Raw genomic sequence first — 24,139 nt, 5'->3', positions numbered from 1 at the left:
GGCGGTGTTTTCAATTTTACGGCTTAGATATAGTAAACACCTACACTTTTTTGCCAATATAGGGGATGGAGAGATTATCATGAGCAACATGCAGCAAAAAACAGACGTTATCTTAATCGGTGCAGGAATTATGAGTGCAACGTTAGGCTCATTGCTAAAAGAATTAGCACCAGAATGGGAAATTAAAGTTTTTGAAAAACTCGCAAGTGCCGGGGAAGAAAGCTCTAACGAATGGAATAATGCAGGTACTGGGCATTCTGCGCTATGCGAGCTTAACTATACTTCCGAAAAATCTGACGGATCTATAGATATTAGTAAGGCTGTAAAAGTGAATGAGCAATTTCAGCTTTCAAGACAATTTTGGGCGTATCTTGTAAAACGAAATTTAATTCGTAATCCACAAGATTTTATTATGCCACTACCCCACATGAGTTTAGTACAAGGGGAAAAAAATGTAGAGTTTCTAAAAAATCGTTTTGAAGCGCTTACAAAAAATCCTCTATTTCAAGGGATGGAATTTTCTGATGCTCCTGAAACATTAAAAAAATGGCTTCCACTCATTATGGATGGCCGTGCATCTAATGAAGCAATGGCTGCAACGAAAATTGATTCTGGAACAGATGTTAACTTCGGTGCGTTAACGCGCATGTTGTTTGATTACTTAAAAACTAAAAATGTCGAACTAAACTACAAACATAGTGTTGAAAATATTAAACGCACAAAGAACGGTTTGTGGGATGTGAAAGTACATGATATGAACAGTGGAAAAATCGAGCATCACACTGCAAAATTCGTCTTTATTGGCGGTGGTGGCGGTAGTCTACCTCTACTACAAAAGACTGGTATTCCTGAATCAAAACATATCGGTGGATTCCCAGTAAGTGGACTATTTATGGTATGTAAAAATCAAAAGGTTGTTGAGCAACATCATGCAAAAGTATACGGTAAAGCTAAAGTTGGCGCTCCGCCAATGTCTGTTCCTCATCTGGATACAAGATATATAGACAATAAAAAAGCTTTACTGTTTGGACCATTTGCAGGGTTCTCACCTAAATTCTTAAAAACTGGTTCAAATCTTGATTTAATCGGCTCTGTAAAACCAAATAACGTCTTAACGATGTTAGCAGCTGGTGTAAAAGAAATGGGATTAACAAAATACTTAATCCAACAAGTTATGTTGTCACACGAAAAACGTATGGAAGAATTACGTGAATTCATTCCGAATGCGAAAAGTGAAGATTGGGACATTGTAGTTGCTGGACAACGTGTGCAAGTAATTAAAGACACTGATGCTGGCGGTAAAGGAACACTTCAATTCGGTACAGAAGTTGTTAGTGCGGCTGACGGATCAATTGCTGCGTTACTTGGCGCTTCTCCAGGTGCTTCTACTGCCGTTCACGTCATGCTTGAAGTATTAGAAAAATGCTTCCCAGGTCGTATCCTTGAATGGGAACCAAAAATTAAAGAAATGATTCCTTCTTACGGCATTTCACTAACTGAAAATCCAAAGCTATTCCAAGATTTACACGCTTCCACAGGACGCACACTTGGATTAAACGAAAAAGAAACTGTTCATAATTAATGATGAGATCAAAAAACGTCCGATATATTCGGACGTTTTTTCATTACTAGAAATTATACTTATCAATATTATCCTTCGTGAATACAACTCGCTCTGGTAATACGATAATTCCATTTCCTTCTGCCTCATAGTCATATCCTTGAATCGAGTTTGGCTCTACTTTCACTCTGCCAATTCCTTTTACTTCGAAGCTATCGCCTACTTTTAACTTCTTCCCTTTTACAACAATTTCATTTGCGACATACGTAGCGAGGGCACCTTGTTGTTTTACATCCCATAGTCCAAATTGCTGTACTGTACCTCTTTTTACATAATCACGCATGACGTTTGGTGTAGAGAATCCGGTTACGGCTACTTTTTTATCCATTTTCAAATTTTCAGCTGCTTGCGCCATTGCCGGAAGCGCCGTTGCATCTGGACAAATGACTGCATTAATATCGGGATACGTTTTTAATATGTTCTCTCCTACTGATAATGATTTTTGAGCATTATTTTCACCATATTGCGTTGTTACAATTTCCCAATTCGGATATTTCTTTTTAATAATTTCTTTCGCTTTCGTTACCCATTGGTTTTGATCTGTTACTGTCGGGCTAGAATAAAAGAATGCTACTTTTCCTTTATCTCCAATTTGCTTTGAAGTCATTTCTATTAATAAATTAGCAAGTTGATCTGGTGTTCCTTGGCTTATATAAAAAGAACGATCTTTCGGATTCACATCAGAATCCCATGTTAACACCGTCATCCCTTTTTTCTTAGCACGTTGCAGTGATTGCGATAGCCCATCCACTGACGTAGATGAAACCATAATCGCATCATAGTTTTGATTAATGAAATTGTTTATATATTTAACTTGCCCTGAAACACTCGCTTCAGACGGTCCATCATACTTCACTTGCACGCCTAACTTATCTCCCATCTCTTTTGCCCCTTCACCACCCGATGTGAAGAAACCAACTCCTGTTAATTTCGGAATAAATGCAAATTTCACATCATCAGCCTTTTTCTTATCTGCCGTTTGGCTAGAACACGCAATTAAACCGATTAAACAAATACATACAATCAATACAATCCCCAGTTTTCTCTTCATGACATTTCCCCCTTATGCAAATTCCTTCTTTTTTCCGCTAAGAATTGATGTAATTTGAAATGTCTCATAATAACTGAAAGAATAAGGATAATACCTATTACTACATTGGATTGTTCATTTGTTAAACCTGTCATTTGTAGACCATACTGCATAAGTCCAATGAAAATACTAGCAAGTACCGTACCAAAAATGCTACCTTTTCCACCTGTAATAAGTGTTCCGCCTAATACGACTGCCGTAATAATTGGTAAAATCGTTTCACTTCCAATATCAGCACGGGCGGAACCGAAATATGCAGTTAAGAAAGTTCCCCCTAATCCACCTCCTAACCCAGAAAGTATGTAAGCAATGATAACTACTTTTTTCGTTTTGATCCCCGTGTATTTCGCTGCATTTTCATTCGCCCCTGTTAGTTTAACGTGACGCCCATATATCGTTCTGTGAAACAATGTAGTACATATGATTGTTAATACGATAAGTAACCATAATAAGTTAGGTATTCCTATAAAACTCATATTTGCCAGTTGTACAAATGCGTCAGGTAAACCACTGATTCCTTCGTATCCAGAAGCACCCGCTCCTCCTGAAATAACGAGCGCAATCCCTCCGTATAAAAACATCGTTCCTAGTGTAACGACGAGTGGTTCTACATCTGTCATTTTTATAATGAGTCCGTTTAAAGCACCTGCTAAGCAACTAATTATTAAGGCGATTATGACTGCTAGTAAAATAGGGATACCCTTCATCCAAAGTACACCGATCAAGATCGAAGTGAGCCCCATTATTGAGCCAACCGATACGTCAATTCCTCCTGTTACAATAACGAAAGTCATTGGTATCGCCGCGATTGCGATGAATAGGAAATCATTTGTACTAAAAAGGAGATTACTAACATTTAAGAAATCACTATTTAGAAAACTAAAGAGGACGAATTCTATAAGAAGCAATACGATTAAAACACCTTCCCATCTGTAAAAATATTTCATAGATTCATCCTCCTTTCTGCTTTCCACTTTTTCATAACACTATCCAATATGATGATAAGTAATAATAAAAAACCTGAAATAGCATTATTCCAAAATGCTGGGATTTTTAAAAATACGAGTGAGCTACTTATTGCTTCTAAAAATAATGCTCCTAATGCCGCTCCATATATAGATCCTGTTCCTCCTTTTAAATGAATTCCTCCTAGTACAGCGGCGGCGATTACTTGCAATTCTAATCCTGTACCTGTTTGATTTGGAACGAACCCGATATTCATAACAAATATGCAACCAGCAAGCCCAGCACTTGTGCCTGAAATCATAAAAGCGTATGTCTTTACATTATTGACACATATTCCAACAAGTCTCGCACCGTCTTCATTATCACCAACCGCATAGAAGTACCTTCCGTATGGTACTTTCATTAAAAAGAAATACAGTAATAATAAAATAATAAAAACACTCCATACTGTGATTGGTAAGCCAAGTATAACGATTGATGACAGTTGTTTGAAATCATTTGGAATATCTTCAATCCACTTTCCGCCTGTGAAAATTAGCATCGAACCTCTAATGATGCCTAGCATGCCTAATGTCATAATGATGGCTGGTACCCGAAACTTCGCAACGCCAATCCCGTTTACGAAACCGATAACAGCTCCTAGCAAAATAGCAGTAAGTATAGACAAAAATGCACTATAACCATTCGTTAACATCATTCCGCAAACCGCTGCGCTTATTCCCATAATCGAGCCAACTGATACGTCTATATTTTTCGTAAATAAGACGAAAGATTGGCCAATTGCTAGAACGACTAAAATAACACTTGATTTCATTACTAAAGATAACGAGTTAAATTGAACAAAACTAGGATTTATTATTCCAACAATAACTATATAAATGAATAGTAACAATACGATAGACGTCTCATGCATTTTAAACAAACGCTTCATTCTGTTACACCTCCGTATGCAAGGCGTGTAACTTCATCCGCACTTATTTGTTCTTTCTCCAAACTAGAAACAAATTGCCCATTTCGCATTACATATACACGGTTTGCTAATTGGACAATTTCCTCTACATCTGAAGAGATTAATAATATGGCAAGTCCTTCCCTCTTCATTTCTTCTATCGTCTCATACACTTCAAGCCTTGCTTTCGCATCAATTCCACGCGTTGGTTCATCTAGAATAATGATTTTCGGATTACATGCGAGATATTTCGCAAGCACGACTTTTTGCTGATTACCTCCTGATAAAGATGCAAGTTCTACATTCATATTCGGTACAACAATTCGAAACTGTTCTATAAACGATTTTACTAAAGCGCTTTCTTTTTCTCGATTAATAAAATAGCGATTATTTTGCTGTAAACTGGCTGCTGTCATATTTTCTGTCACAGATGCAATTGAAAAAATTCCATTTCTCGCCCGATCCTCTGGAACGTAAACGAGTCCTTCGCTTAGCCTTTTATGTAAAGAGCATGTATCAATTGATTTTCCTTCTAATAAAATGGAACCTGATTGTATAGATTTCAATCCGAATATCGCTTCTGCTAGTTCTGTTCTACCTGATCCAACAATGCCAGCAATACCTACAATTTCTCCAGCATGTACAGTTAGTGATATATTTTCGAATGCGTGACCATTCACATCAATCACTTCTAATATCTTTTTCATCCTTTCTGTCTCTTGAACTACTTCTTTTTTCTCTTTCTGCTTATACCCTTTTGGTAATAGTCCCTCCATCAATATGTCATAGGTATAATTACATACATCCCCTTGGTTTGTAATCATGCCATCACGTAATATCGCTACTTTATTGGCAATTTCAAAGATTTCTGGAAAGCGATGCGTAATGTATATCATTCCAATTCCTTTTTCTTGTAAACTTTTCAGCAACACAAAAAGACTCTTCATTTCGTGAGTTGTTAATGTCGATGTTGGCTCATCTAAAATAAGAATCTCGGCTTCTCGTATTAATCCTCTAACGATTTCTACTAATTGTTGCTGCGCAATGGATAACGATCCTCCTAGCTCATTAAGATCAATATCCCAACCTAAACTGTCAATTAATTGCTGAACTTTTACCTTTAGTTTCTTTCTATGCCCCTTTAGTCCGATACATATATTTTCTTCAATGGTCATATGCGAAAAAATGAGAGGTTCTTGTGGTATTAAATAAATCCCTTCTCGATGTGCTTCTTTTGGATTTACAAACTGTTGCCTCATGCCTTTTACATACATTTCTCCACTATCATACGAATATAACCCCGTTAATATTTTCATTAATGTTGATTTTCCAGCACCATTTCCCCCAACTAAAGCGTATATATCACCACGCTCTACTTGTAAATTCACTTCTTTAAGTACAAGTTGATTTGAAAACGCCTTACTCATTTTCTTTATTTGTAATAAGGGTACGCTTTCCACATGATGTCACCTGCCTTTATCCAGAACATTTTTTGAGAAAATGATTATTTGTTCTACTTGTTTTGTAGCATTGTATATTCCTTTTTTCATATCTAGAACACTTTTTTCACCAGACTATTTATCGTTTCAACTGGAATAAACAAAATATACGGCACATATGTTTAAGCATTGGTCAATTGTTGAAAGGGATGAAGAGTATGTCACAGCTGAACTTTGAAGAAAATTTATTAACTAAAGTAGCTTGGTACTATTATAAAGATCAATTAACCCAACAGGAGATCGCTTCACTTCTCCACATTTCAAGAAATAAAGTGGTTCGGTTATTAGATAAGGCACGCAGTGAAGGAATCGTAACATTTCATATAAAAGGAACTGGTTTACACTGTTTAAGTATTGAACGTGACCTAATAAAAAAGTTCCACTTAAAAGATGCTTTCATTATCCCTACTCCAATAGACGATTATGTTACTTCTCTCGGCAAAGCTGCTGCACAATATTTAGAAACCCAGCTCCAACAAGGCGATTTACTCGGCATTGGCTGGGGCGAAACGATAAGTAAAATGCTAGAAAACATTCATTTTGAAAGTTCTATTAACCTTTCAATCGTAACGTTAACAGGCGGAGTAAACCACTATCTCCCAAGAAAACAAAACTTTTTACATTACATGCAAGGCGATCTTCACATTATCCCTACGCCGTTTCTAGCATCTACAACCGAAATGGCACAAAGTATTCTATCAGAACCGAGTGTAAAAGATATGCTGCATGTCGCTTCACTTGCTCAAACAGCAGTTGTCGGTATTGGCGGTTTATCGCAAGATGCCACTATTGTGAAAGAAGAAAAATTAACGCTACGTGAAATGACATATATTCGTAGCCAAAACGGCGTTGGCGATATTTTAGGACAGTTTTATAATACGAATGGCAATTTATTAGAGCTTCCGCATCACAATCGCCTAATTGGCACGCCTCTCTCTATTTTGCGCAACATGAATCATGTCGTTGGTGTTGCTGGAGGCATTCAAAAGATAGATGCCATTTATGGGGCTTTAAAAGGAAAGTTTATTCATACATTAATTACTGATGAAGAAACAGCGCTCTCTTTATTACGAAAGGACGGTGATTCTTAATGTCTACTTTATTAGCTTTCGATGCTGGTACAGGAAGCATTCGAGCAGTTCTTTTTGATTTACATGGCAATCAAATTGCAGTAAGTCAAAAAGAATGGATTCATAAATCTGATCCTCGTTACCCAGGCTCTATGAATTTTGATGTGAAAGAAAATTGGCAGCTTGTACAAGAGTGCACGAAAGAAGTTATGCAAAAAAGTAATATATCTCCCTCTTCTATTCAAGCTATAAGCGCTACAAGTATGCGTGAAGGTTTCGTATTATACGATAAAAGTGGGCAAGAAATATGGGCCTGCGCAAATGTTGATGGGCGTGCATCTGCTGAAGTTAGTGAACTAAAAGAAATCCGGGCACATCTCGAAGAAGATCTATATACAACGTCTGGACAAACTTTTTCATTAGGTGCTTTACCTCGCCTACTTTGGATAAAAAAACATGAGCCAAACGTCTATAGCGATATTCATTCTTTTACGATGTTAAATGATTGGATTTTATATAAATTAAGTGGCGTACTACAAATTGATCCTTCCAACGGATGTACGTCTGGTATTTTCGACTTACAAAATAGAGGTTGGGATAACAGCGTCGCTAAAGAATGCGGTCTAGCTTTGCCATTTTCACCAAAAGTAAATGAAGCTGGTACAGTGATTGGTACTGTTACAAAAGAGTGTGCAGCATTAACTGGTTTACGCGAAGGAATTCCTGTCGTCGCTGGCGGCGGTGATGCGCAAATGGCCTCACTCGGAACTGGAGTTGTTAAGCCAAATCAAACACTAATATGCGGAGGCAGTTTTTGGCAACAAGAAGTGAATATTACTGAGCCAATAACGGATCCACAAGCTGCGATTCGCGTAAATTGTCATGTCGTTCCGAACTTATGGCAATATGAAACGATTGCCTTTTTCCCTGGTCTTGTTATGCGCTGGTTTCGAGATGCTTTTTGCCAAGAAGAAAAGAAGCTCGCTGAAAAACTCGGTATAGATGCTTATGAATTATTAGAAGAACAAGCAAAAGACGTGCCGACCGGGTCACATGGCATTATCCCTACTTTTTCAAACGTTATGAACTACATTTCTTGGCGTCATGCCGCACCTTCTTTTTTAAATTTAAGTTTAGACGCAGATAAATGCGGTAAGAAAGAAATGTTCCGCGCTATTGAAGAAAATGCTGCTTTCGTTACACTCGGAAACTTAAAATTAATAGAAAATCTCACTGGTACATTCCCTTCTGAAGTTGTTTTTGCTGGCGGAGCTGCTAAAGGAAAACTATGGCCACAAATTCTTTCAGACGTACTCGGCATCTCTGTAAAAGTACCAGTTGTAAAAGAAGCAGCGGCGTTAGGAACTGCAATTGCTGCTGGAGTTGGCGCTGGAATATATAAATCTATGGAAGAGACTGCCGAACAGTTTGTACAATGGGAACACACATTTGAACCAATCACTGAAAATCACGAACTTTATAAGGAGTTCTATGAAACATGGAAAACTGTGTATGACAGTCAGCTCGCTTTAGCCGATAAAGGGCTCACCTCACATATGTGGATTGCACCCGGCGCTCTGTAACACATTACATAAAGGAGTGGAATGTATGTTAAAAGCGAATGAAAATGATTTCTCCTATCGCTTCGGTGATAACGGGCCGAAATATTTAATACAAGGTCCGAATATTGATTTAGGCCTTGTTGTCATTCAGCCTGGGCAAGAGTTTCAAAACCATTATCATACAACGTGCGAAGAAGTCTTCTATGCATTAGAAGGCGAAATAGACTTCTATGTAAATAACGAAAGAGTCCCAATTAAACAAGGTGATGTCCTGCAAGTTCGTCCTCACGAATCTCACTATCTAATTAACCATTCTGACAAACCTTTTAAAGCTGTTTTCATAAAGTCACCACATTTACCAAATAAAGATACTGTGCAAACGGAAAATCCAACATTAACAAAGGAGTGATTCCTAATGACTTGGGGATTTAAAAATCGATTAAATACAATTTTACCTGATGGCAGAGCGGTTATGCTTGCGATAGATCATGGCTATTTCTTAGGACCGATTCACGGACTAGAACAACCACTTGAGGCAGTGAAAAACTTGCTTCCTTACACAGATTCCCTCTTTTTAACGCGAGGGGTACTTAGCTCTTGTATTCCTGAAAACTGCAGCACACCGATGGTTATGCGTGTATCTGGCGGAGCTACTATCATTGGGAAAGACTTAGCGAATGAAACAATCGTTACACCTGTAAAAGAAGCAGTGAAACAAAACGCAATTGGTGTTGGTGTTTCTGTTTTCGTCGGATCAGACTATGAAACACAAACGGTTACGAATCTCGCAAACGTAGTTTCAGAAGCTCACGATTACGGCCTACCAGTTCTCGGCATTACCGCAGTCGCAAAAGAACTACAAAAACGTGAAGCTCGCTTTCTCGCACTCGCTTCCCGCGTATGCGTTGAAATGGGTGCTGACATTATTAAAACGTACTACTGCGAAGGATTCGAAAAAATAACGAGCACATGCCCTGCCCCAGTTGTCATCGCGGGTGGCCCAAAACTAGATTCAATTGAAGACGCATTAAACATTACGTACAATGCACTACAGGAAGGCGCGATCGGAGTAGACATGGGCCGAAACATATGGCAATCCGAGCACCCAGCTGCGATGATTCAAGCAATACATGGTATTGTGAAGAATAGATTGAATGTGAAAGAGGCGCTTGAACTTTATGATGATGTGAAGAATTAATGTAAAAAGACAGACTATTTATTAGTCTGTCTTTTTTGTTAAAATAAAGTAAAGGAGGAATGATTATGCGAAGAATGACGTTCGAACGTCCTACCGATCATTACGATGAACGCTTATACTCTATTGATGAAAAAATTTGCGCCCTATTAAAAGAACGAAAAGAACTTTCAGGTGGTGACCCAGGTTTTCCACATGATGAAGCGATTTATAAATGGGCAAAGCAATACGAATTTTATCCAGACTATCTAAACTCATTATTCTCTTCCATAATGGATGAAGAAGAATTTAAACCTCGCGTTGAACCAACTGAGTTTAAAAAACATGTACCTGTTTTTAAAACTTATGAACATAATGGCGTCATGTATACTGTAACTTTTATTCGGCAATATGCAAATGCTAGTGTAGTTTATTTATATAGCGATTGGGATTCCACGGATGAAGCTTTTATTGAAAATAAGCCTCATAGTTTCTTCCAATTATCAATAGATGATACATACGATTGCTGGTCAGAAGGTGGTGGCGGCACCGATGGACATATGAATCATCAATTCGTTGTATCTCCTGTCCTTCCTGATAATTTGTCTGGAATAAGCTTACGATTTAAAGAACTCAGTATGCCGTTTAGGAAAGATCAAGCTGTGCTTGAATTTAAAATTCAGATAGACAAATAAGGTGAGACTTTAATCAATCCACAAATAGTAAGATAAATAAGGTAATAAAATAAGCAAGCCCCTTTCCAAACTGGATAAGGGGCTATATATACACCTTCAAATGATTACTCTTGTTGATCGCTATTAATTTTTGAAACTTTCTTACCTTCTCTATAATCAAGACAAGAAACTTCAATTAATAAGCCATTGAATACTGAAAAATAAAAACCATAACTACTACCTCTCATTGCATACGGCTCCTTGTCTATTTCAATGCCCCCAGCTACTAAACGATTATATGCTTGATCAACTTCACTTGTAGTTTCCACTAAAAAACCGATATGAAAAGCTTCCGGATACGTAACTTCCTTACTCCCCTTAAATGCTTTCGGATCACTTAACACAAGTATAAATCCACTCTCATCACTCATCACTACAAGCGCTTTTCCCTTTTGTTCCAAAAATTGAAAATCAAAAAATGTTTCAAAGAAATGTCTCGCTTTTGATAAATCATCAACGCATAAATTTAAATGATTCAACTTCATTCACTCATCTCCTTTTAAACAAGGGTTATACGATAGTATATTGCCCCATATTAATAGCACCCCAATAGTAAAGGGGTTGTATTCAAGTGTTCATTTTGTAATAGTCTAATACCTTTTTTTATCGTCTAGAACATTTTTTCAATGAAACATTTAAAATACAGTGAATGAAATTATGTGAACGTCTTGAAACGGAGTATGTATTTACCGATTAAAATTGGCAATCATGTTCGTTTTATTATTTACTCTCCAAATTCATTAACACCCACTCCATCAAGAAAATTGCTGAAGAGATACGCTCTCGTGTATCCCCTAAAAACACTTTACTTATCAACTCATCAAAACGATTCGGTCTATTAGGTAGCGTTTGTATATACTTCAAAACAGATCCAGCTGGAGGTACTGGCTTATTATTAATAACCCATATCCCTTCTAACAATGTCCAAGTTGACGTATGAACTATGTATGAAGCTTTTAACTCATCATTTGCTTTCAGAGCAGACTGAATTTTAATGAGCGAACTATGTAACCAATGAGAAATGCTTTTCACTTTGTCGTTAGAAACACGATAGTTTTCAAATTCATATGTAGCTATTTCCTTTAACTTTTTTAACTCGCCGCTTTTATCAAACAAAATTCCCCCTTCTAAAAATGAGTATAGTTCCATCGGATTGTTTTTAAAGTTTACTTGTATTTGATTAACATCTGCACTCTTATATTCAACTAAAATATCTTCTCTCGTTTCAGAATGAAATTTCTTCTTTTGTCCGTCTTCTAAAAGAATATAGAAGTCTAAATCAGATTCAGGATATGCATCGCCTCTTGCGACAGATCCAATTAGCATGAATCCATTTACCTTATCTTTAGATACGATTTCAGCTACTATTGTTTGCACTAATTTTTTATGTTTTTTATATGTAATGAATGCAAGGTTTTCTATCATTTCCATCTCCTCAGTACTAAAAAAGAGGATACATGTTTGCTGTATCCTCTACTTGTATTTTACGACTGCTGATAAGCCGCTTTAGATGATTTCACATAATAAACACCATGTTCAACGTTAATAATATGATCAGGTTTTGGTTTACCACGGCTCGCTCTATGTCCAGCTAAATGTTCTTCACTCGTTTCCCAGTTTTTCCATGCTTCTTCAGATTCCCAGCGAATCATAACGACTACTTCTTCATCACCGCGTCTTACTTTTTTCACGAGAACACTTAAATCGATGAAGCCTTCAAATTTTTCAATGATTCCTTCTCCAGTGAAATGTTCTACAACTATATTTGAAGTACCTTCTTTTACTGTAAATGTTTTCGTTTCAATAAACATATAATCCCACTCCCTCTTTATAATACGAATACTACTATTCTCCCATTATAGTTGATTATGATAATTATTTTCAATTATAAAGTTTTAAATTTTTAGAATTATGCAGATTTCTCTTCGATCGACTCATCCAGAAATTTAAAATATGGAAGTAATATTCCTATGAAAGAAGTGACACATATAATCGATCCTATAATAAAGTATAGTACTCTCACTCCCCACATTTCACTCAGTATGCCCCCTAATAACACACCTAACGGCATAGCGGATCGTATGAAAAATAATCGTACTGAAAATACTTTTCCTATCATATTGTTTGGGACTGATTGTTGACATATTGTCGTGTTATGAATATTGAAAAATGCAATGCAAATACCTGCTATGACTTCGATTAATATCGCAATGATAATGCTTTGATTAATCCCTAGTGAAATGTATGTGAGCCCTCCTACAAACAATCCTCCAAGCATAAGTATACGCCTGCTTTTATATGTTACTTTTCCGACTAGTATCGATCCAACTACATAGCCAAGCGGGAAACCGGCCATAAAATACCCAAACTCCGCATATCCCGCTGACAGTTCATCTTTTATATAAGGAAGGTTTGTAACCATCGTTACTCCTACTCCAAATTGCACGAAAGTAAGAAAGACACCGAGCCAAACGATAATTGGTTTTGTGAAAAAATATGTAAAACCGTGAAGAAACTGTTCCAGCCAAGTTTTTCTTAGTTCTTGTTTTACTCTTGTTTCTTTTATAAAAAATAACAAACCTCCACTTATAAATAAACAAGTGCAAACAAAAAATATCGTTAATTTGAGCCCAATAAATTTAATAACGATTCCACCTAGTACTGGCGCAAGAAACATCATAAGACGATTCATTCCATCAATATAGCCATTTGCATCTTGAAGGTGCTCTTTACTTACAATGCTCGGTGTAATTGCTTGACTTGCAGGTGTATAAAGCGGAGTAATGAGCCCGATTACGATTTGAACGACATACACGTGCCAAACTTCTATACTGCTTGTAACTAGCATGATTAAAGGAAGTAAGAAAACTGTTGCCCGCGCCCATTGAGAAAAAATCATTATCCACTTCCGGCTCCATTTATCAATAAATGGTCCGCATATTAGCTGCAGTATGAGAGACGGAATAAAATATAATAGCCACATACTACTTAATGCTGTTTTCGACCCTGTTAACTCATATACTAAAATTGAATTACATAACGTGCCGAAAGCCCCGCCTAATTCTGAAATTGCACTACCAATCCCCATATAAAAGAAGGAGCGGTTTTTCAATACACTCTTCACTATAGCTCGCCAACTTTCCTCTTAAATTCCTCCCTTTATGTACATTCTCGTTGTATATTATCTATTCAAAAACGCTTCTAACTCTTTCGCTAACGACTGCACTGCTTTCTTCCTCAATACATATTTTCCATCGTGTATATCAACTAGCTTAGCTGCACGTAACAGTTTCAAATGATGATGTACTGTCGATTTACCAAGTTGCAATCTTTCTGTCATTTCCTGCAATGTACGTTCTTTTTCAAACAACATTTTTACAATGCGTAACCTTGCTTCATCCCCAAGTGCTTTATGCTTTTGAACTAAAAAATAATTCGGTTCATATGGATCTTCAGGATGGATGCTTTCATTCGCAACTGGATAATGAAGCACTTTCGTATCTTCAATATCCGCTTCAATATTCCACGGTCTATACGTCATTTGCGGAATAAGAAGTACGTGATGAACACTTGGTTCTGGCATATAGTTCACTCCACCAGTGGCCCACTCGACAAACTCTTCTGGTTTCATTTTTTTATTCATTTCATTCTTTGCCTCATAGTCTCGCTCTAATATAGAAAGAATTTCTTCCTCCTCTTTTTTAATAACAATCTCATACCATCCTGTCATTACAGCGATTAAGTGATTTTTTAGTTCTTGTACATCTACATCACATATAAAGCCAATATACGTAGCGAAAAACTGATGGTCATGTGTTAGTTCCATTAGTTCCTGTATTGCAGCTACGTTTCCACTTGCCGCTAAAGTTCTTTTCTCTTGATACTTCTCTCCTAAAAACGGTAAACATATATACTTCAACCCTTTTTCTGAAAGCGAATCAATTTTAGCATTAAACTGCGATAAGTCTTGAAAATCCCCTTCATACAATAACTGTAGCAACGCTTTCCACGTATTATGCTCTTCGACAAACTGTAAATGTTCTCTCATCTCTTTTGTTAATGATTCCCTAATTTCTTCCCATTCGCTTTGAGATTTTTCGAGCGTGTCTATTAACCTCTTATGAGTAATTGCCGCAATGCCAAGTGCACATTCGAAAAGTATCGAATACTTCATTTGAATGTTGTATGTTTCCCTTTTTCTACTCGTTACGTGAAAGACTTCCATTTTATCCCCTCCTTGTTTGCTATGTATTGAATTCTATTTTTTTCGAACTATACCTTCTATTTTTTTAGAATTTAAATTTTTTTATATTTACAATCCTTTAAATTTAATAATTCATTGAACGTAAAAAAAACGCAGTTTAGTTGTAAACTACGTTTTTTATTGATTATAAATTTTTTGATCGTAATTAAAATTCATTCACCGCTTATCGATTCATCTGCGCATCATTTAATAGCACAATTATTCCACTTAACATTTCTTCTGTAAAAGCACCTGCGCTAAAGTTCACTAACGCTCGTAACGGCATGTAGTTTAGCATAGCACCCATCATTTCAGAAGTATCACTATCCCCTTCAGCCATACTACCAAACGGGCTGTCTTTTAATGCCTTTTCTATAAGCTCTTTTGCAATTGGTGCTAAAACTTGGTCCGCAAATATGTCCCCTAGTAAAGTATTACGATGTACTGATTTTCGAATTATAGTCGTTGATTGAACATATATGCTATCATGTAAAATTATCTCTCTTGAAGACTTTCCTACTAAAATTTCGAATTCACCTGTTTCAACATGCCAATCTTTCAATTCAACATTATAATAAGCAAATGATCTTTTATTTAAGGTAAAGTTAACCGTTTTTTCTTCTCCCGGCTGCAATTCCACTTTTTCAAATCCTTTTAGTTCTTTTTCAGGACGAATCATTGTGCTTTCAACATCTTTTATATAAAGCTGAACAATTTCTTTACCTGCTGTACTACCAATATTTTTCACGTTTACACTTACAGAAACAGTCTCTATATCCTTTATTTCTTTCTTATTAATTGAAAGATTACTATACTCAAAGTTTGTATAGCTTAACCCAAAACCAAATGGGAACAATGGTTCAATATTTTTCGTATCGTAATAACGGTATCCTACGAACACGCCTTCTTTGTATTCCACTTTGTCACCTTCACCAGGGAAGTTTAAGTAAGAAGGGTTATCGCTTAAAACTTTCGGGAATGTTTCCGCTAATTTTCCGCTTGGATTCGCATCACCAAATAATAAATCAGCAATCGCTCCGCCTAATGCTTGACCACCTAAATAGCCTTCAAGTATTCCTTTTACTTTACCTATCCAAGGCATTTCAATTGGTGCACCGTTACTTAAAACTACAACGATATTACTTTGAACTTCAGCAATAGCCTCAATTAATTGCACGTGATTTTCTGGCATCTGTAAATGTTTTCGATCAAAACCTTCAGATTCATAACGATCTGGAAGTCCAACGAAAAGGACCGCTGTATCTGCTCGCTCTGCTATTTTTTTCGCTTCATTAACCATGATTTCATTTACATCATCACTGGCAATATCATAACCTTGTGCAAACAATATGTTCGTTTTTTCACCTGATACCGTTTCAATTTCTTCGAGAATACTTTCAAGCTTTGTTGGATTAATATGAGAGCTTCCACCTCCTTGATAACGTGGTTGTTTTGCAAATCCTCCAATTATCGCTACCGCTCCCTCTTTTTTCAATGGAAGGATGGAATCTTCATTTTTTAACATAACCATACTTTCACTTGCAACTTCTCTTGCAAGCTGATGATGCTCGTCCTTACTATACATAGCGTTTTCTAATTGGTTATCAGCGGCTTTAAAAATAATGTAAAGAAGGCGCTCAACTGCTTGATCAAGCTTTTCTACACATAGCTCACCACAATTAATTGCTTCAATAATTTTCTTCTCACCAATTCCAAAGCTTGAAGGCATTTCTAACTCCAAACCGTTCGCTAAACTTGCGACACGCTCATTTACTGCGCCCCAATCAGATACGACAAAGCCCTCAAATCCCCATTCATCTTTTAAAATATCATTTAACAGATAGTTATTTTCCGAAGCATATTCACCATTTACTTTGTTGTAAGCACACATTACTGTCCAAGGCTGTGCTTCCTTAATAACATCTTCAAAACTAGCAAGATAGATTTCACGCAATGTTCTTTCATCAACAATTGCATCTACAGACATTCTGCGATGCTCTTGATTATTAGCAGCGAAATGTTTTAATGATGTTCCAATTCCTTGGCTTTGTACGCCTTTAACATGATTTACAGCCATTTGTGATGATAAATACGGATCCTCTGAAAAATATTCAAAGTTTCTTCCGCATAGCGGCGAACGTTTAATATTTGCACCTGGTCCAAGGAGAACACCTACATTTTCCGCCTGACATTCTTCTCCTAGCGCAACTCCTACTTCATTTATTAAGTCTTTATTCCATGTACTCGCTAATCCTACTGCTGATGGGAAACAAGTCGATGGAATACTATTATAAATCCCTAAGTGATCTGCTCCTTCTGCCTGTTTTCTAAGCCCATGTGGCCCATCAGTTACCATAATAGAAGGAATTCCTAATCGCTCAATCCCCTTTGTATTCCAAAAGTCTAATCCAGAACATAGGCTTGCCTTTTCTTCTAATGTCATTTGTGAAATGATTTTCTTAATATCCCTTTTCATGGTAGCCCTCCTAAAAATAATGAAGTAAACGCTTTCTTAAAGTTATTATAGTTATTATTTTTTATATATTATGGTATATTTTTTAGAATACTTGTAAAAAATTTAGTTAATTTTTAAAGGATAGAGGTTAAAATAATGAATTGCTCCAAACTAGAGGATTTATATTATATTTGTAAACTAGTCTTTGACATACATAAAACACCTATCTATTTTCTTAATAACAAAGGAGATTTAGTATTTGAAATCTCGTCCAATATTCAGCATAACCCTATGTATTCTTCAAAAGAGGCGATACTTAATGAACTATTTAAGGACCAGCCTCCCTATACTTTTCCATCACTAGAAGAGACTGCCTTTCTCGAAAATTTTTTCGCAATTAATCTGCGTTTGAACGACCAAATTAGTGGGAATATCATTGCTGGACCAGTCCTTTATTCCAGGCTAACAGAAACATCTATTAAAGGAATTGTTAATGATCTTCAACTAAAAATAGATAAAGAAGAAATGATTCGATATTATCGTTCTCTACCTGTATTAAATAATTTGAGTTTTTTAAATATAAGTTTAGTACTTTATTACATGCTGTATCAACAAAAATTAGATGTTGCTGATATTTTGCAAAAAAATATACTGTTAAAAAAGAATGATTTTGAAATTGAACAGCCTGATATACATATTTCGGAACAACGACAAAGTACATTAACTCATATCGATCCACTAGCTGAGAGGAAAATATTTGAGTGTATAAAGCAAGGGAAAAAGGAGGATTTAATTAATAATCTAAGGAGATTACCTGAATCAGGAGAGCTTGGCGTGTTATCAAAGACAAGTCACCTGCGAAGCCAAAAAAATTCTGCCATTGCAGCCATTACACTTGCAACTAGATCTGCTATAGAAGGAGGACTTTTCCCTGAAATCGCATATACTCTTAGTGATTTATTTATACAAAAACTTGAAGAAATACATAAAAATGAAGCTATTCCCCCTTTTTTGGAGAATGCTTTACTCGAGTTTGCAGAACGTGTCAAAAATGGTACAATGCAGCAACATTCAAAACCTATAAACGTATGTCAAAATTATATATTCACTCATCTTTATGGTGATATTACACTAAATATCCTTGCAGAAATAGTCACATTAAACCCCAGTTATCTATCTTCCCTTTTCAAAAAAGAAGTTGGAATTTCTTTAAATGACTATATTCAGCGCGCTAAAGTGGATGAGTCAAAAAAGTTAATGACTTATACGAGACATTCTATATCCGAAATTTCTACATTACTAAATTTTCACGACCAAAGTCATTTTACAAAGGTCTTTAAAAAACATACTGGTATTTCACCTAAACAATTTAAAACTGGATTCAGGTATTAGTTGTCCTTCATTCCGCCAATAGATTTATTTTGTTGCTCTACATTACTAACTAAATATACTTTATAGAGCGAATAAACATTAATTTTTAGTACATTAATTGAAATAAATTGATCCCAAGCATAATTTACATTCTTCATAACTTCTGATAACAATCCAAATTTGGAAGAATAGAGGCTTTTTTATATACAAATAATAAGCCTCAAGGAGTTGTTGACATGCATTTTATATTAAATATGTTAGGGATTTTCGTTGTCATATTAATCGTTTTCCTATGTTCGCCTAATAAAAAGCAAATAAAATGGAGACCAATCGTTATTCTAATCATATTGGAGCTTTTTATTACGTGGTTTATGTTAGGCACGAAGCTCGGCAGTATTATCATTAATAAAATCGCTTCATTTTTCAGTTGGCTACTAGCATGTGCGAATGAAGGTATTCGTTTTGCGTTTCCTTCAGCTATGGACAGTCCACACATTGATTTCTTCTTTAGCGCATTACTTCCTATCATTTTCGTTATTACTTTTTTCGATATTCTTTCGTATTTCGGAATCTTGACTTGGATTATTGATAAAGTAGGTGCAGTTATTTCAAAGATTTCTCGTTTACCAAAGTTAGAAAGCTTCTTTTCGATTCAAATGATGTTTTTAGGAAATACAGAAGCACTTGCCGTTGTTCGTGATCAACTATCTGTGTTAAAAGAAAATCGTTTGTTGACTTTCGGAATTATGAGTATGAGCAGCGTTAGCGGATCCATTCTTGGCGCTTATTTATCAATGGTTCCCGCAACATATATTTTTAGCGCCATTCCTTTAAACTGTATTAACGCATTAATTTTAGCTAATGTTTTAAATCCTGTAGAAGTTACGAAAGAAGAAGATGTTGTTTATAAACCTTCAAAAAGTGAAAAAAAAGATTTCTTTTCTACTATTTCAAACAGTATGTTAGTTGGGATGAATATGGTTATCGTTATTTTAGCCATGGTAATTGGATATGTAGCTTTAACAGCATGTTTAAATGGAATTTTAGGATTTTTTGTAACAGGTTTAACAATTCAAAAAATCTTCTCGATTATCTTTAGTCCTTTCGCTTTTTTACTCGGTTTATCAGGTAGTGATGCGATGTATGTAGCTGAATTAATGGGGATCAAAATAACAACAAATGAATTTGTTGCAATGATGGATTTAAAATCAAACTTAAAGTCTTTACAACCACATACAGTTGCGGTTGCAACAACATTTCTAGCCTCTTTTGCTAACTTTAGTACAGTAGGAATGATTTATGGAACTTACAATTCATTATTTGGCGGCGAAAAATCATCAGTCATCGGGAAAAATGTTTGGAAGCTTCTTGTGAGCGGAATGGCAGTTTCCCTATTAAGCGCTATGCTCGTTGGGCTATTTATATGGTAAATAATTTTTAAAATAAAAGACACCCAAGCCAATTGAGTGTCTTTTATTATTATTTTCGAATTTGCCCATTTCCACGAATCACATATTTTGTAGAAGTTAATGCAGGAAGCCCCATCGGTCCCCTTACGTGTAGCTTTTGTGTACTAATGCCAATTTCTGCTCCGAATCCGAATTCAGACCCATCTGTAAAACGAGTTGATGCATTATGATACAGTGCCGCCGCATCTACAGATGTGAAAAATTTGCTGATATTTTCCTCGTTCTCTGTAATAATCGCTTCAGAATGCATCGATCCATACGTATTGATGTGATGAATCGCCTCTTCAACAGAGGAAACAACTTTCACCGCTAGTGTGAGAGATAAAAACTCTGTTTCCCAGTCTTCTTCTGTAGCAAGTATGATAGAAGAATCAATTGCTAATGCTTTGTTATCCCCTCGTAGCTCCACGCATCTTTCTTTTAATGAAGAAAACAGCTCGCTTCCAAATTGCTGCGCCCACTTCTCATGAAGTATAATCGTTTCAATTGCATTACATACAGATGGACGCTGCGTTTTTGCGTTTACTATTATATCAAATGCCATTTGTTTATCCGCTGTTTCATCAATGAAAATATGACAATTTCCCGCACCTGTTTCAAGTACTGGAACAGACGCTTCTCTCACAACAGTATCTATTAACTGCTTGCCACCTCTTGGGATAAGAACATCCAAATACTCATTTAATGTAAATAACTGCTTCGCGCTATCTCGCATTGTATCTTCTATAAGCTGTACGCTTTCTTGAGGCAAGCTCGTTTGTTTGAGTGCTCGGTGAATAACAGCAACGATGGCTTTGTTAGAATGAATAGCAGAAGAACTACCACGTAGTATTACTGCGTTTCCTGTTTTCAAACAAATTGTAGCAGCATCCACAGTTACATTCGGTCTTGCCTCGTAAATCATCCCGACAACACCAAGTGGTACGCGCATCTCCTGAATAGATAATCCATTTGGCCTTTCCCATGCACTTACACATTCTCCTACAGGATCACGTAATTCAATTAGCTGCTTAATTCCCTCTGTCGTATCAACAATACGCTGTTCATTTAGCATAAGGCGATCAAGGAGAGAGTCAGAAAATCCTTTTGCCTTCCCTTCTTCAATATCCCGTTTGTTTTCCTCTAAAATATAAGCTGTTTCTGCAATTAACTGATCAGCAACCATAGCGAGTGCTTCATTTTTTTGATCTGTAGATTTAAGCACAAGTTCTCTAGCAATTTCTTTCGCTCTCTTCCCTTTTGCCAACACTTCATTCATTTTTGTTTCCTCCTCTTTAAGTTCAAATTAATCTCTAATCTTAAAATGAAACCCAATGGTCCCTATGGATGACTTCATAACTATGCCTTTCGCCTCTCGCTTGAATATCTTGGCTTTGCATACCTTTTACATCTCTTAGTTCCTCTACGCTATATGTGCATTGTCCTTTTCCAATCACGCGCCCTTGTTGCGTCATTACTTCTACGACTTCTCCCACTTGGAAAAATCCTGAGACATTTGTTACACCAGCTGGAAGTAAACTCTTTCCGTGCTGAATGATAGCTGTAGCTGCTCCGGCGTCTATTTCAATTTGTCCGCTCACAACCGAATGCAAAGCAATCCATTGCTTATTCATCTTCATTTCTTTTTGAGGAGCATTTCCGACATACGTTCCATCACCTTTGCCCTTCAAAACATCTACAAACTTCTCTTGTCCACGTCCAGTTCCGATAAATACACTCACACCAAGAGATAGTGCCGTTTTTGCCGCATCAATTTTTGATTTCATACCGCCAGTCCCAAGTTTTGATCCGGCATCTCCTGCAAGAGAAGCGATTTCTTCCGTAACTTCTGGAAGGAAATAATATTTCTTCGCATCTTCATGTTTCTGAGGATTTTTGTCATATAAACCGTTCACATCCGTAAAAATCATAAGCATATCCGCTGACACAAGTCCGCTTACTAAAGCTGACAGCATATCATTATCCCCGAACGTTAGCTCCTCTAAAGAAATAGAATCATTTTCATTGATGATAGGAAGCGCAGAACGGTTTAGTAACTCTCCTAAAGTAGCGTAAGCGTTACTATATTGTTCTTTTCTAGAAAAATCACTTCTCGTCAGCAATAGTTGAGCAGTAACGATACCATATTTACGGAATTCCTCCGTGTACGCCTGCATTAATAAACTTTGTCCGACAGCTGCTGCAGCCTGTTTCCCTTTAATTGTTACAGGTCTACTAGGATAGCCTAGAGCAGAAAAACCTGCAGCGACGGCCCCAGATGTAATTAACAAAACTTCATGCCCTTCTTCTTTCAATCGAGCCAATGCGGCAACGTGATCTGAAAGCTGTTCTTTAGAAATTCCTCCATGACTATCTGCCAAGGAACTGCTCCCAATCTTTACAACAATTCGTTGTTTTTTCATTTTTGTATCCCCCAAGTCTAAAATCAAAGTTTTTTATACATTACACTTTTATTTATACAGTTTGCAGCTATGTCTATCCTCTTCCATGCTGCACCTATCGTATGAAAGGGCAAAATAAAAATGACCGCTTCGCCCTTAATAAAATAAAAAGGACGAAACGGTCATTGTTCCGCGGTACCACCTTAATTGATATACATAGATATCCACTTGGCGCCTATAACGCAGGCGAACGCCTAAACTTTCATTTAAGACTCAGGGATAGGTTCGATACATTCTATACGAGGAATCTTTCAGCCGGTGAATTCCACTCTCTTTCGCAAGAAGACATATGTACTATTTCCCTTCAACGATTTTCGGTTTAATTTTTTTATATTATGCGATATAGTTCGATTTGGTGTCAAGAGGTATTTTAAAAATAACTAGAGCGACAAGTTACTTGTATGAAATTATTGCCCTACTGAATGAAAATACAAATTGATATAAGTTTAACTCAGATTCATAAATATAATACCTGAAATTATAGTGTATATATTTGCATAATATCGAATATAATTGTTTTTTATTTTTTGGTGTTGCAAAAAGGAATATATTCTCTTAGAATGTTTCTTTATATTGCACAGAGATGTTATTATTATTCTAAAATAACAATTTCAAAATGATATAATTTATTATAAAAGGAGAAAAATTGAATTATTATGGATAAACAAATTGGATTCATCGGATGCGGAAATATGGGGATGGCTATCATCGGCGGGATGCTAAACAAAAATATAGTGTCTTCAAGTAACATTATTTGTTCAGATTTAAACACTACGAATTTAAAAACTACTAGTGAACAATATGGGATAACTATAACTACTGACAACAATGAAGTAGCTAAAAAAGCCGATATTTTAATTTTATCAATCAAACCTGACCTGTATTCATTAGTAATTAACGAAGTGAAAGAGCAAATAAAAGACGATGCTATAGTCGTAACGATTGCTGCCGGAAAAAGCATAAAAAGTACGGAGGATGCCTTTGGTAAAAAGGTAAAGGTTATACGAGTCATGCCTAATACACCTGCTCTTGTTGGTGAAGGAATGTCTGCGTTATGTCCTAATGAAATGGTGGCAGAAAAAGATTTAGAAGATGTACTAAACATTTTTAATAGTTTTGGTCAAACAGAAATCGTAAGCGAAAAATTAATGGATGTTGTAACATCTGTAAGTGGTTCTTCACCAGCATATGTATATATGATTATCGAAGCGATGGCAGATGCTGCTGTGCTAGATGGTATGCCAAGAAATCAAGCATATAAATTCGCTGCTCAAGCTGTGTTAGGCTCTGCAAAAATGGTACTGGAAACAGGTATACATCCAGGTGAATTGAAAGATATGGTTTGTTCTCCAGGCGGAACAACGATAGAAGCTGTAGCAGTATTAGAGGAAAAAGGTTTACGAACAGCCATCATTTCAGCTATGCAGCGTTGTACACAAAAGTCTGTTGAACTATCTAATCAAACTAAAAAATAAAAACGAATCTCAAATCTTTT

21 protein-coding genes and 1 other annotated feature are annotated in these 24,139 nt (G+C 36.3%); of the genes, 9 read left to right on the top strand and 12 right to left on the bottom strand.

The annotated features are described in order from the left end of the window. Positions 1 to 79: 79 nt before the first annotated feature. A complete protein-coding gene (locus ACQKNI_RS02610; protein WP_088229438.1) occupies positions 80 to 1,582 on the top strand; it encodes a malate:quinone oxidoreductase in 1,503 nt (500 codons plus the stop codon). 46 nt (positions 1,583 to 1,628) lie between these two features. Here the strand turns inward: ACQKNI_RS02610 and lsrB are convergent, their stop codons facing one another. Genes lsrB through ACQKNI_RS02590 form a run of 4 tightly spaced genes read right to left on the bottom strand, consistent with a single transcriptional unit; the run spans position 1,629 to position 6,086 of the window. Further along, positions 1,629 to 2,672: an autoinducer 2 ABC transporter substrate-binding protein LsrB gene (gene lsrB, locus ACQKNI_RS02605; protein ID WP_088229439.1), complete on the bottom strand. Its 1,044-nt coding sequence runs from the start codon at positions 2,670 to 2,672 to the stop codon at positions 1,629 to 1,631. Further along, complete coding sequence (locus ACQKNI_RS02600; RefSeq protein WP_140417268.1) at positions 2,669 to 3,658, bottom strand: ABC transporter permease; 990 nt, start codon at positions 3,656 to 3,658, stop codon at positions 2,669 to 2,671. The genes lsrB and ACQKNI_RS02600 overlap by 4 nt, the downstream gene beginning before the upstream one ends. Beyond that, positions 3,655 to 4,608 (bottom strand): ABC transporter permease subunit, encoded by a 954-nt coding sequence (locus ACQKNI_RS02595; RefSeq protein WP_088229441.1) that lies wholly within the window; start codon positions 4,606 to 4,608, stop codon positions 3,655 to 3,657. Before ACQKNI_RS02595 ends, ACQKNI_RS02600 begins: the two co-directional genes overlap by 4 nt. Next, the gene (locus tag ACQKNI_RS02590) at positions 4,605 to 6,086 is read right to left on the bottom strand and encodes a sugar ABC transporter ATP-binding protein (protein WP_098357492.1); all 1,482 of its coding nucleotides are present in this window, start codon (positions 6,084 to 6,086) and stop codon (positions 4,605 to 4,607) included. Before ACQKNI_RS02590 ends, ACQKNI_RS02595 begins: the two co-directional genes overlap by 4 nt. Positions 6,087 to 6,265: 179 nt before the next feature. On the opposite strand from ACQKNI_RS02590, the gene ACQKNI_RS02585 reads away from it, so the two are divergent. The 5 genes from ACQKNI_RS02585 to ACQKNI_RS02565 all read left to right on the top strand — a co-directional run bounded on the left by ACQKNI_RS02585 (position 6,266) and on the right by ACQKNI_RS02565 (position 10,626). Next, positions 6,266 to 7,216 carry a sugar-binding transcriptional regulator gene (locus tag ACQKNI_RS02585; RefSeq protein WP_098253500.1) on the top strand — a complete coding sequence of 317 codons (951 nt, stop codon included), beginning with the start codon at positions 6,266 to 6,268 and terminating at the stop codon, positions 7,214 to 7,216. Beyond that, positions 7,216 to 8,778: an autoinducer-2 kinase gene (gene lsrK, locus ACQKNI_RS02580; protein ID WP_098253477.1), complete on the top strand. Its 1,563-nt coding sequence runs from the start codon at positions 7,216 to 7,218 to the stop codon at positions 8,776 to 8,778. The genes ACQKNI_RS02585 and lsrK overlap by 1 nt, the downstream gene beginning before the upstream one ends. Positions 8,779 to 8,803: 25 nt before the next feature. Beyond that, positions 8,804 to 9,166, top strand: coding sequence for a cupin domain-containing protein (locus tag ACQKNI_RS02575; RefSeq protein WP_000909986.1), 363 nt, complete (start codon positions 8,804 to 8,806; stop codon positions 9,164 to 9,166). Positions 9,167 to 9,172: 6 nt separating this feature from the next. Beyond that, complete coding sequence (lsrF, locus tag ACQKNI_RS02570) at positions 9,173 to 9,955, top strand: 3-hydroxy-5-phosphonooxypentane-2,4-dione thiolase (RefSeq protein WP_088229445.1); 783 nt, start codon at positions 9,173 to 9,175, stop codon at positions 9,953 to 9,955. Between the two features lie 65 nt (positions 9,956 to 10,020). Beyond that, entirely contained in the window at positions 10,021 to 10,626 is a 606-nt protein-coding gene (locus ACQKNI_RS02565) for a hypothetical protein (RefSeq protein ID WP_140417271.1), read from the top strand. Positions 10,627 to 10,730: 104 nt separating this feature from the next. Here the strand turns inward: ACQKNI_RS02565 and ACQKNI_RS02560 are convergent, their stop codons facing one another. The 6 genes from ACQKNI_RS02560 to ACQKNI_RS02535 all read right to left on the bottom strand — a co-directional run bounded on the left by ACQKNI_RS02560 (position 10,731) and on the right by ACQKNI_RS02535 (position 17,384). Beyond that, the gene (locus tag ACQKNI_RS02560; protein WP_088229447.1) at positions 10,731 to 11,150 is read right to left on the bottom strand and encodes a VOC family protein; all 420 of its coding nucleotides are present in this window, start codon (positions 11,148 to 11,150) and stop codon (positions 10,731 to 10,733) included. 235 nt (positions 11,151 to 11,385) lie between these two features. Further along, positions 11,386 to 12,090, bottom strand: a complete 705-nt coding sequence (locus ACQKNI_RS02555) for a nucleotidyltransferase domain-containing protein (RefSeq protein WP_098253476.1) — start codon at positions 12,088 to 12,090, stop codon at positions 11,386 to 11,388. Between the two features lie 59 nt (positions 12,091 to 12,149). Continuing rightward, positions 12,150 to 12,476: a heme-degrading monooxygenase HmoA gene (gene hmoA, locus ACQKNI_RS02550; RefSeq protein ID WP_071711829.1), complete on the bottom strand. Its 327-nt coding sequence runs from the start codon at positions 12,474 to 12,476 to the stop codon at positions 12,150 to 12,152. A 98-nt stretch (positions 12,477 to 12,574) separates the two neighbouring features. After that, positions 12,575 to 13,789, bottom strand: coding sequence for an MFS transporter (locus ACQKNI_RS02545; RefSeq protein WP_427282171.1), 1,215 nt, complete (start codon positions 13,787 to 13,789; stop codon positions 12,575 to 12,577). A gap of 57 nt (positions 13,790 to 13,846) precedes the next feature. Continuing rightward, on the bottom strand, positions 13,847 to 14,890 hold the full coding sequence (locus ACQKNI_RS02540; protein ID WP_098253474.1) for an ArsR/SmtB family transcription factor: 1,044 nt from the start codon (positions 14,888 to 14,890) through the stop codon (positions 13,847 to 13,849). Between the two features lie 202 nt (positions 14,891 to 15,092). Beyond that, positions 15,093 to 17,384: a glycoside hydrolase family 3 C-terminal domain-containing protein gene (locus ACQKNI_RS02535; protein WP_088229451.1), complete on the bottom strand. Its 2,292-nt coding sequence runs from the start codon at positions 17,382 to 17,384 to the stop codon at positions 15,093 to 15,095. A 135-nt stretch (positions 17,385 to 17,519) separates the two neighbouring features. On the opposite strand from ACQKNI_RS02535, the gene ACQKNI_RS02530 reads away from it, so the two are divergent. Both ACQKNI_RS02530 and ACQKNI_RS02525 read left to right on the top strand, forming a co-directional pair. Further along, positions 17,520 to 18,755 carry a helix-turn-helix domain-containing protein gene (locus tag ACQKNI_RS02530; protein ID WP_427282170.1) on the top strand — a complete coding sequence of 412 codons (1,236 nt, stop codon included), beginning with the start codon at positions 17,520 to 17,522 and terminating at the stop codon, positions 18,753 to 18,755. Positions 18,756 to 18,970: 215 nt separating this feature from the next. Then, positions 18,971 to 20,164, top strand: coding sequence for a NupC/NupG family nucleoside CNT transporter (locus tag ACQKNI_RS02525; protein WP_088229453.1), 1,194 nt, complete (start codon positions 18,971 to 18,973; stop codon positions 20,162 to 20,164). 49 nt (positions 20,165 to 20,213) lie between these two features. Here ACQKNI_RS02525 and ACQKNI_RS02520 read toward each other — a convergent pair whose 3' ends face one another. Further along, entirely contained in the window at positions 20,214 to 21,461 is a 1,248-nt protein-coding gene (locus tag ACQKNI_RS02520; RefSeq protein ID WP_427282169.1) for a glutamate-5-semialdehyde dehydrogenase, read from the bottom strand. Between the two features lie 40 nt (positions 21,462 to 21,501). Beyond that, positions 21,502 to 22,605, bottom strand: a complete 1,104-nt coding sequence (proB, locus tag ACQKNI_RS02515) for a glutamate 5-kinase (RefSeq protein ID WP_427282168.1) — start codon at positions 22,603 to 22,605, stop codon at positions 21,502 to 21,504. Positions 22,606 to 22,750: 145 nt separating this feature from the next. After that, positions 22,751 to 22,961: a binding site (T-box leader), on the bottom strand. Positions 22,962 to 23,300: 339 nt separating this feature from the next. Here proB and proC point away from each other — a divergent pair. Next, complete coding sequence (gene proC / locus ACQKNI_RS02510; RefSeq protein ID WP_098882910.1) at positions 23,301 to 24,119, top strand: pyrroline-5-carboxylate reductase; 819 nt, start codon at positions 23,301 to 23,303, stop codon at positions 24,117 to 24,119. Positions 24,120 to 24,139 lie beyond the last annotated feature (20 nt).

This window comes from Bacillus sp. NPDC094064 (assembly GCF_050279585.1).
Taxonomy (GTDB): Bacteria; Bacillota; Bacilli; order Bacillales; family Bacillaceae_G; genus Bacillus_A.
Note: the sequence above shows the minus strand (reverse complement) of the source record. Positions and strands in the feature narration are given on the sequence as shown.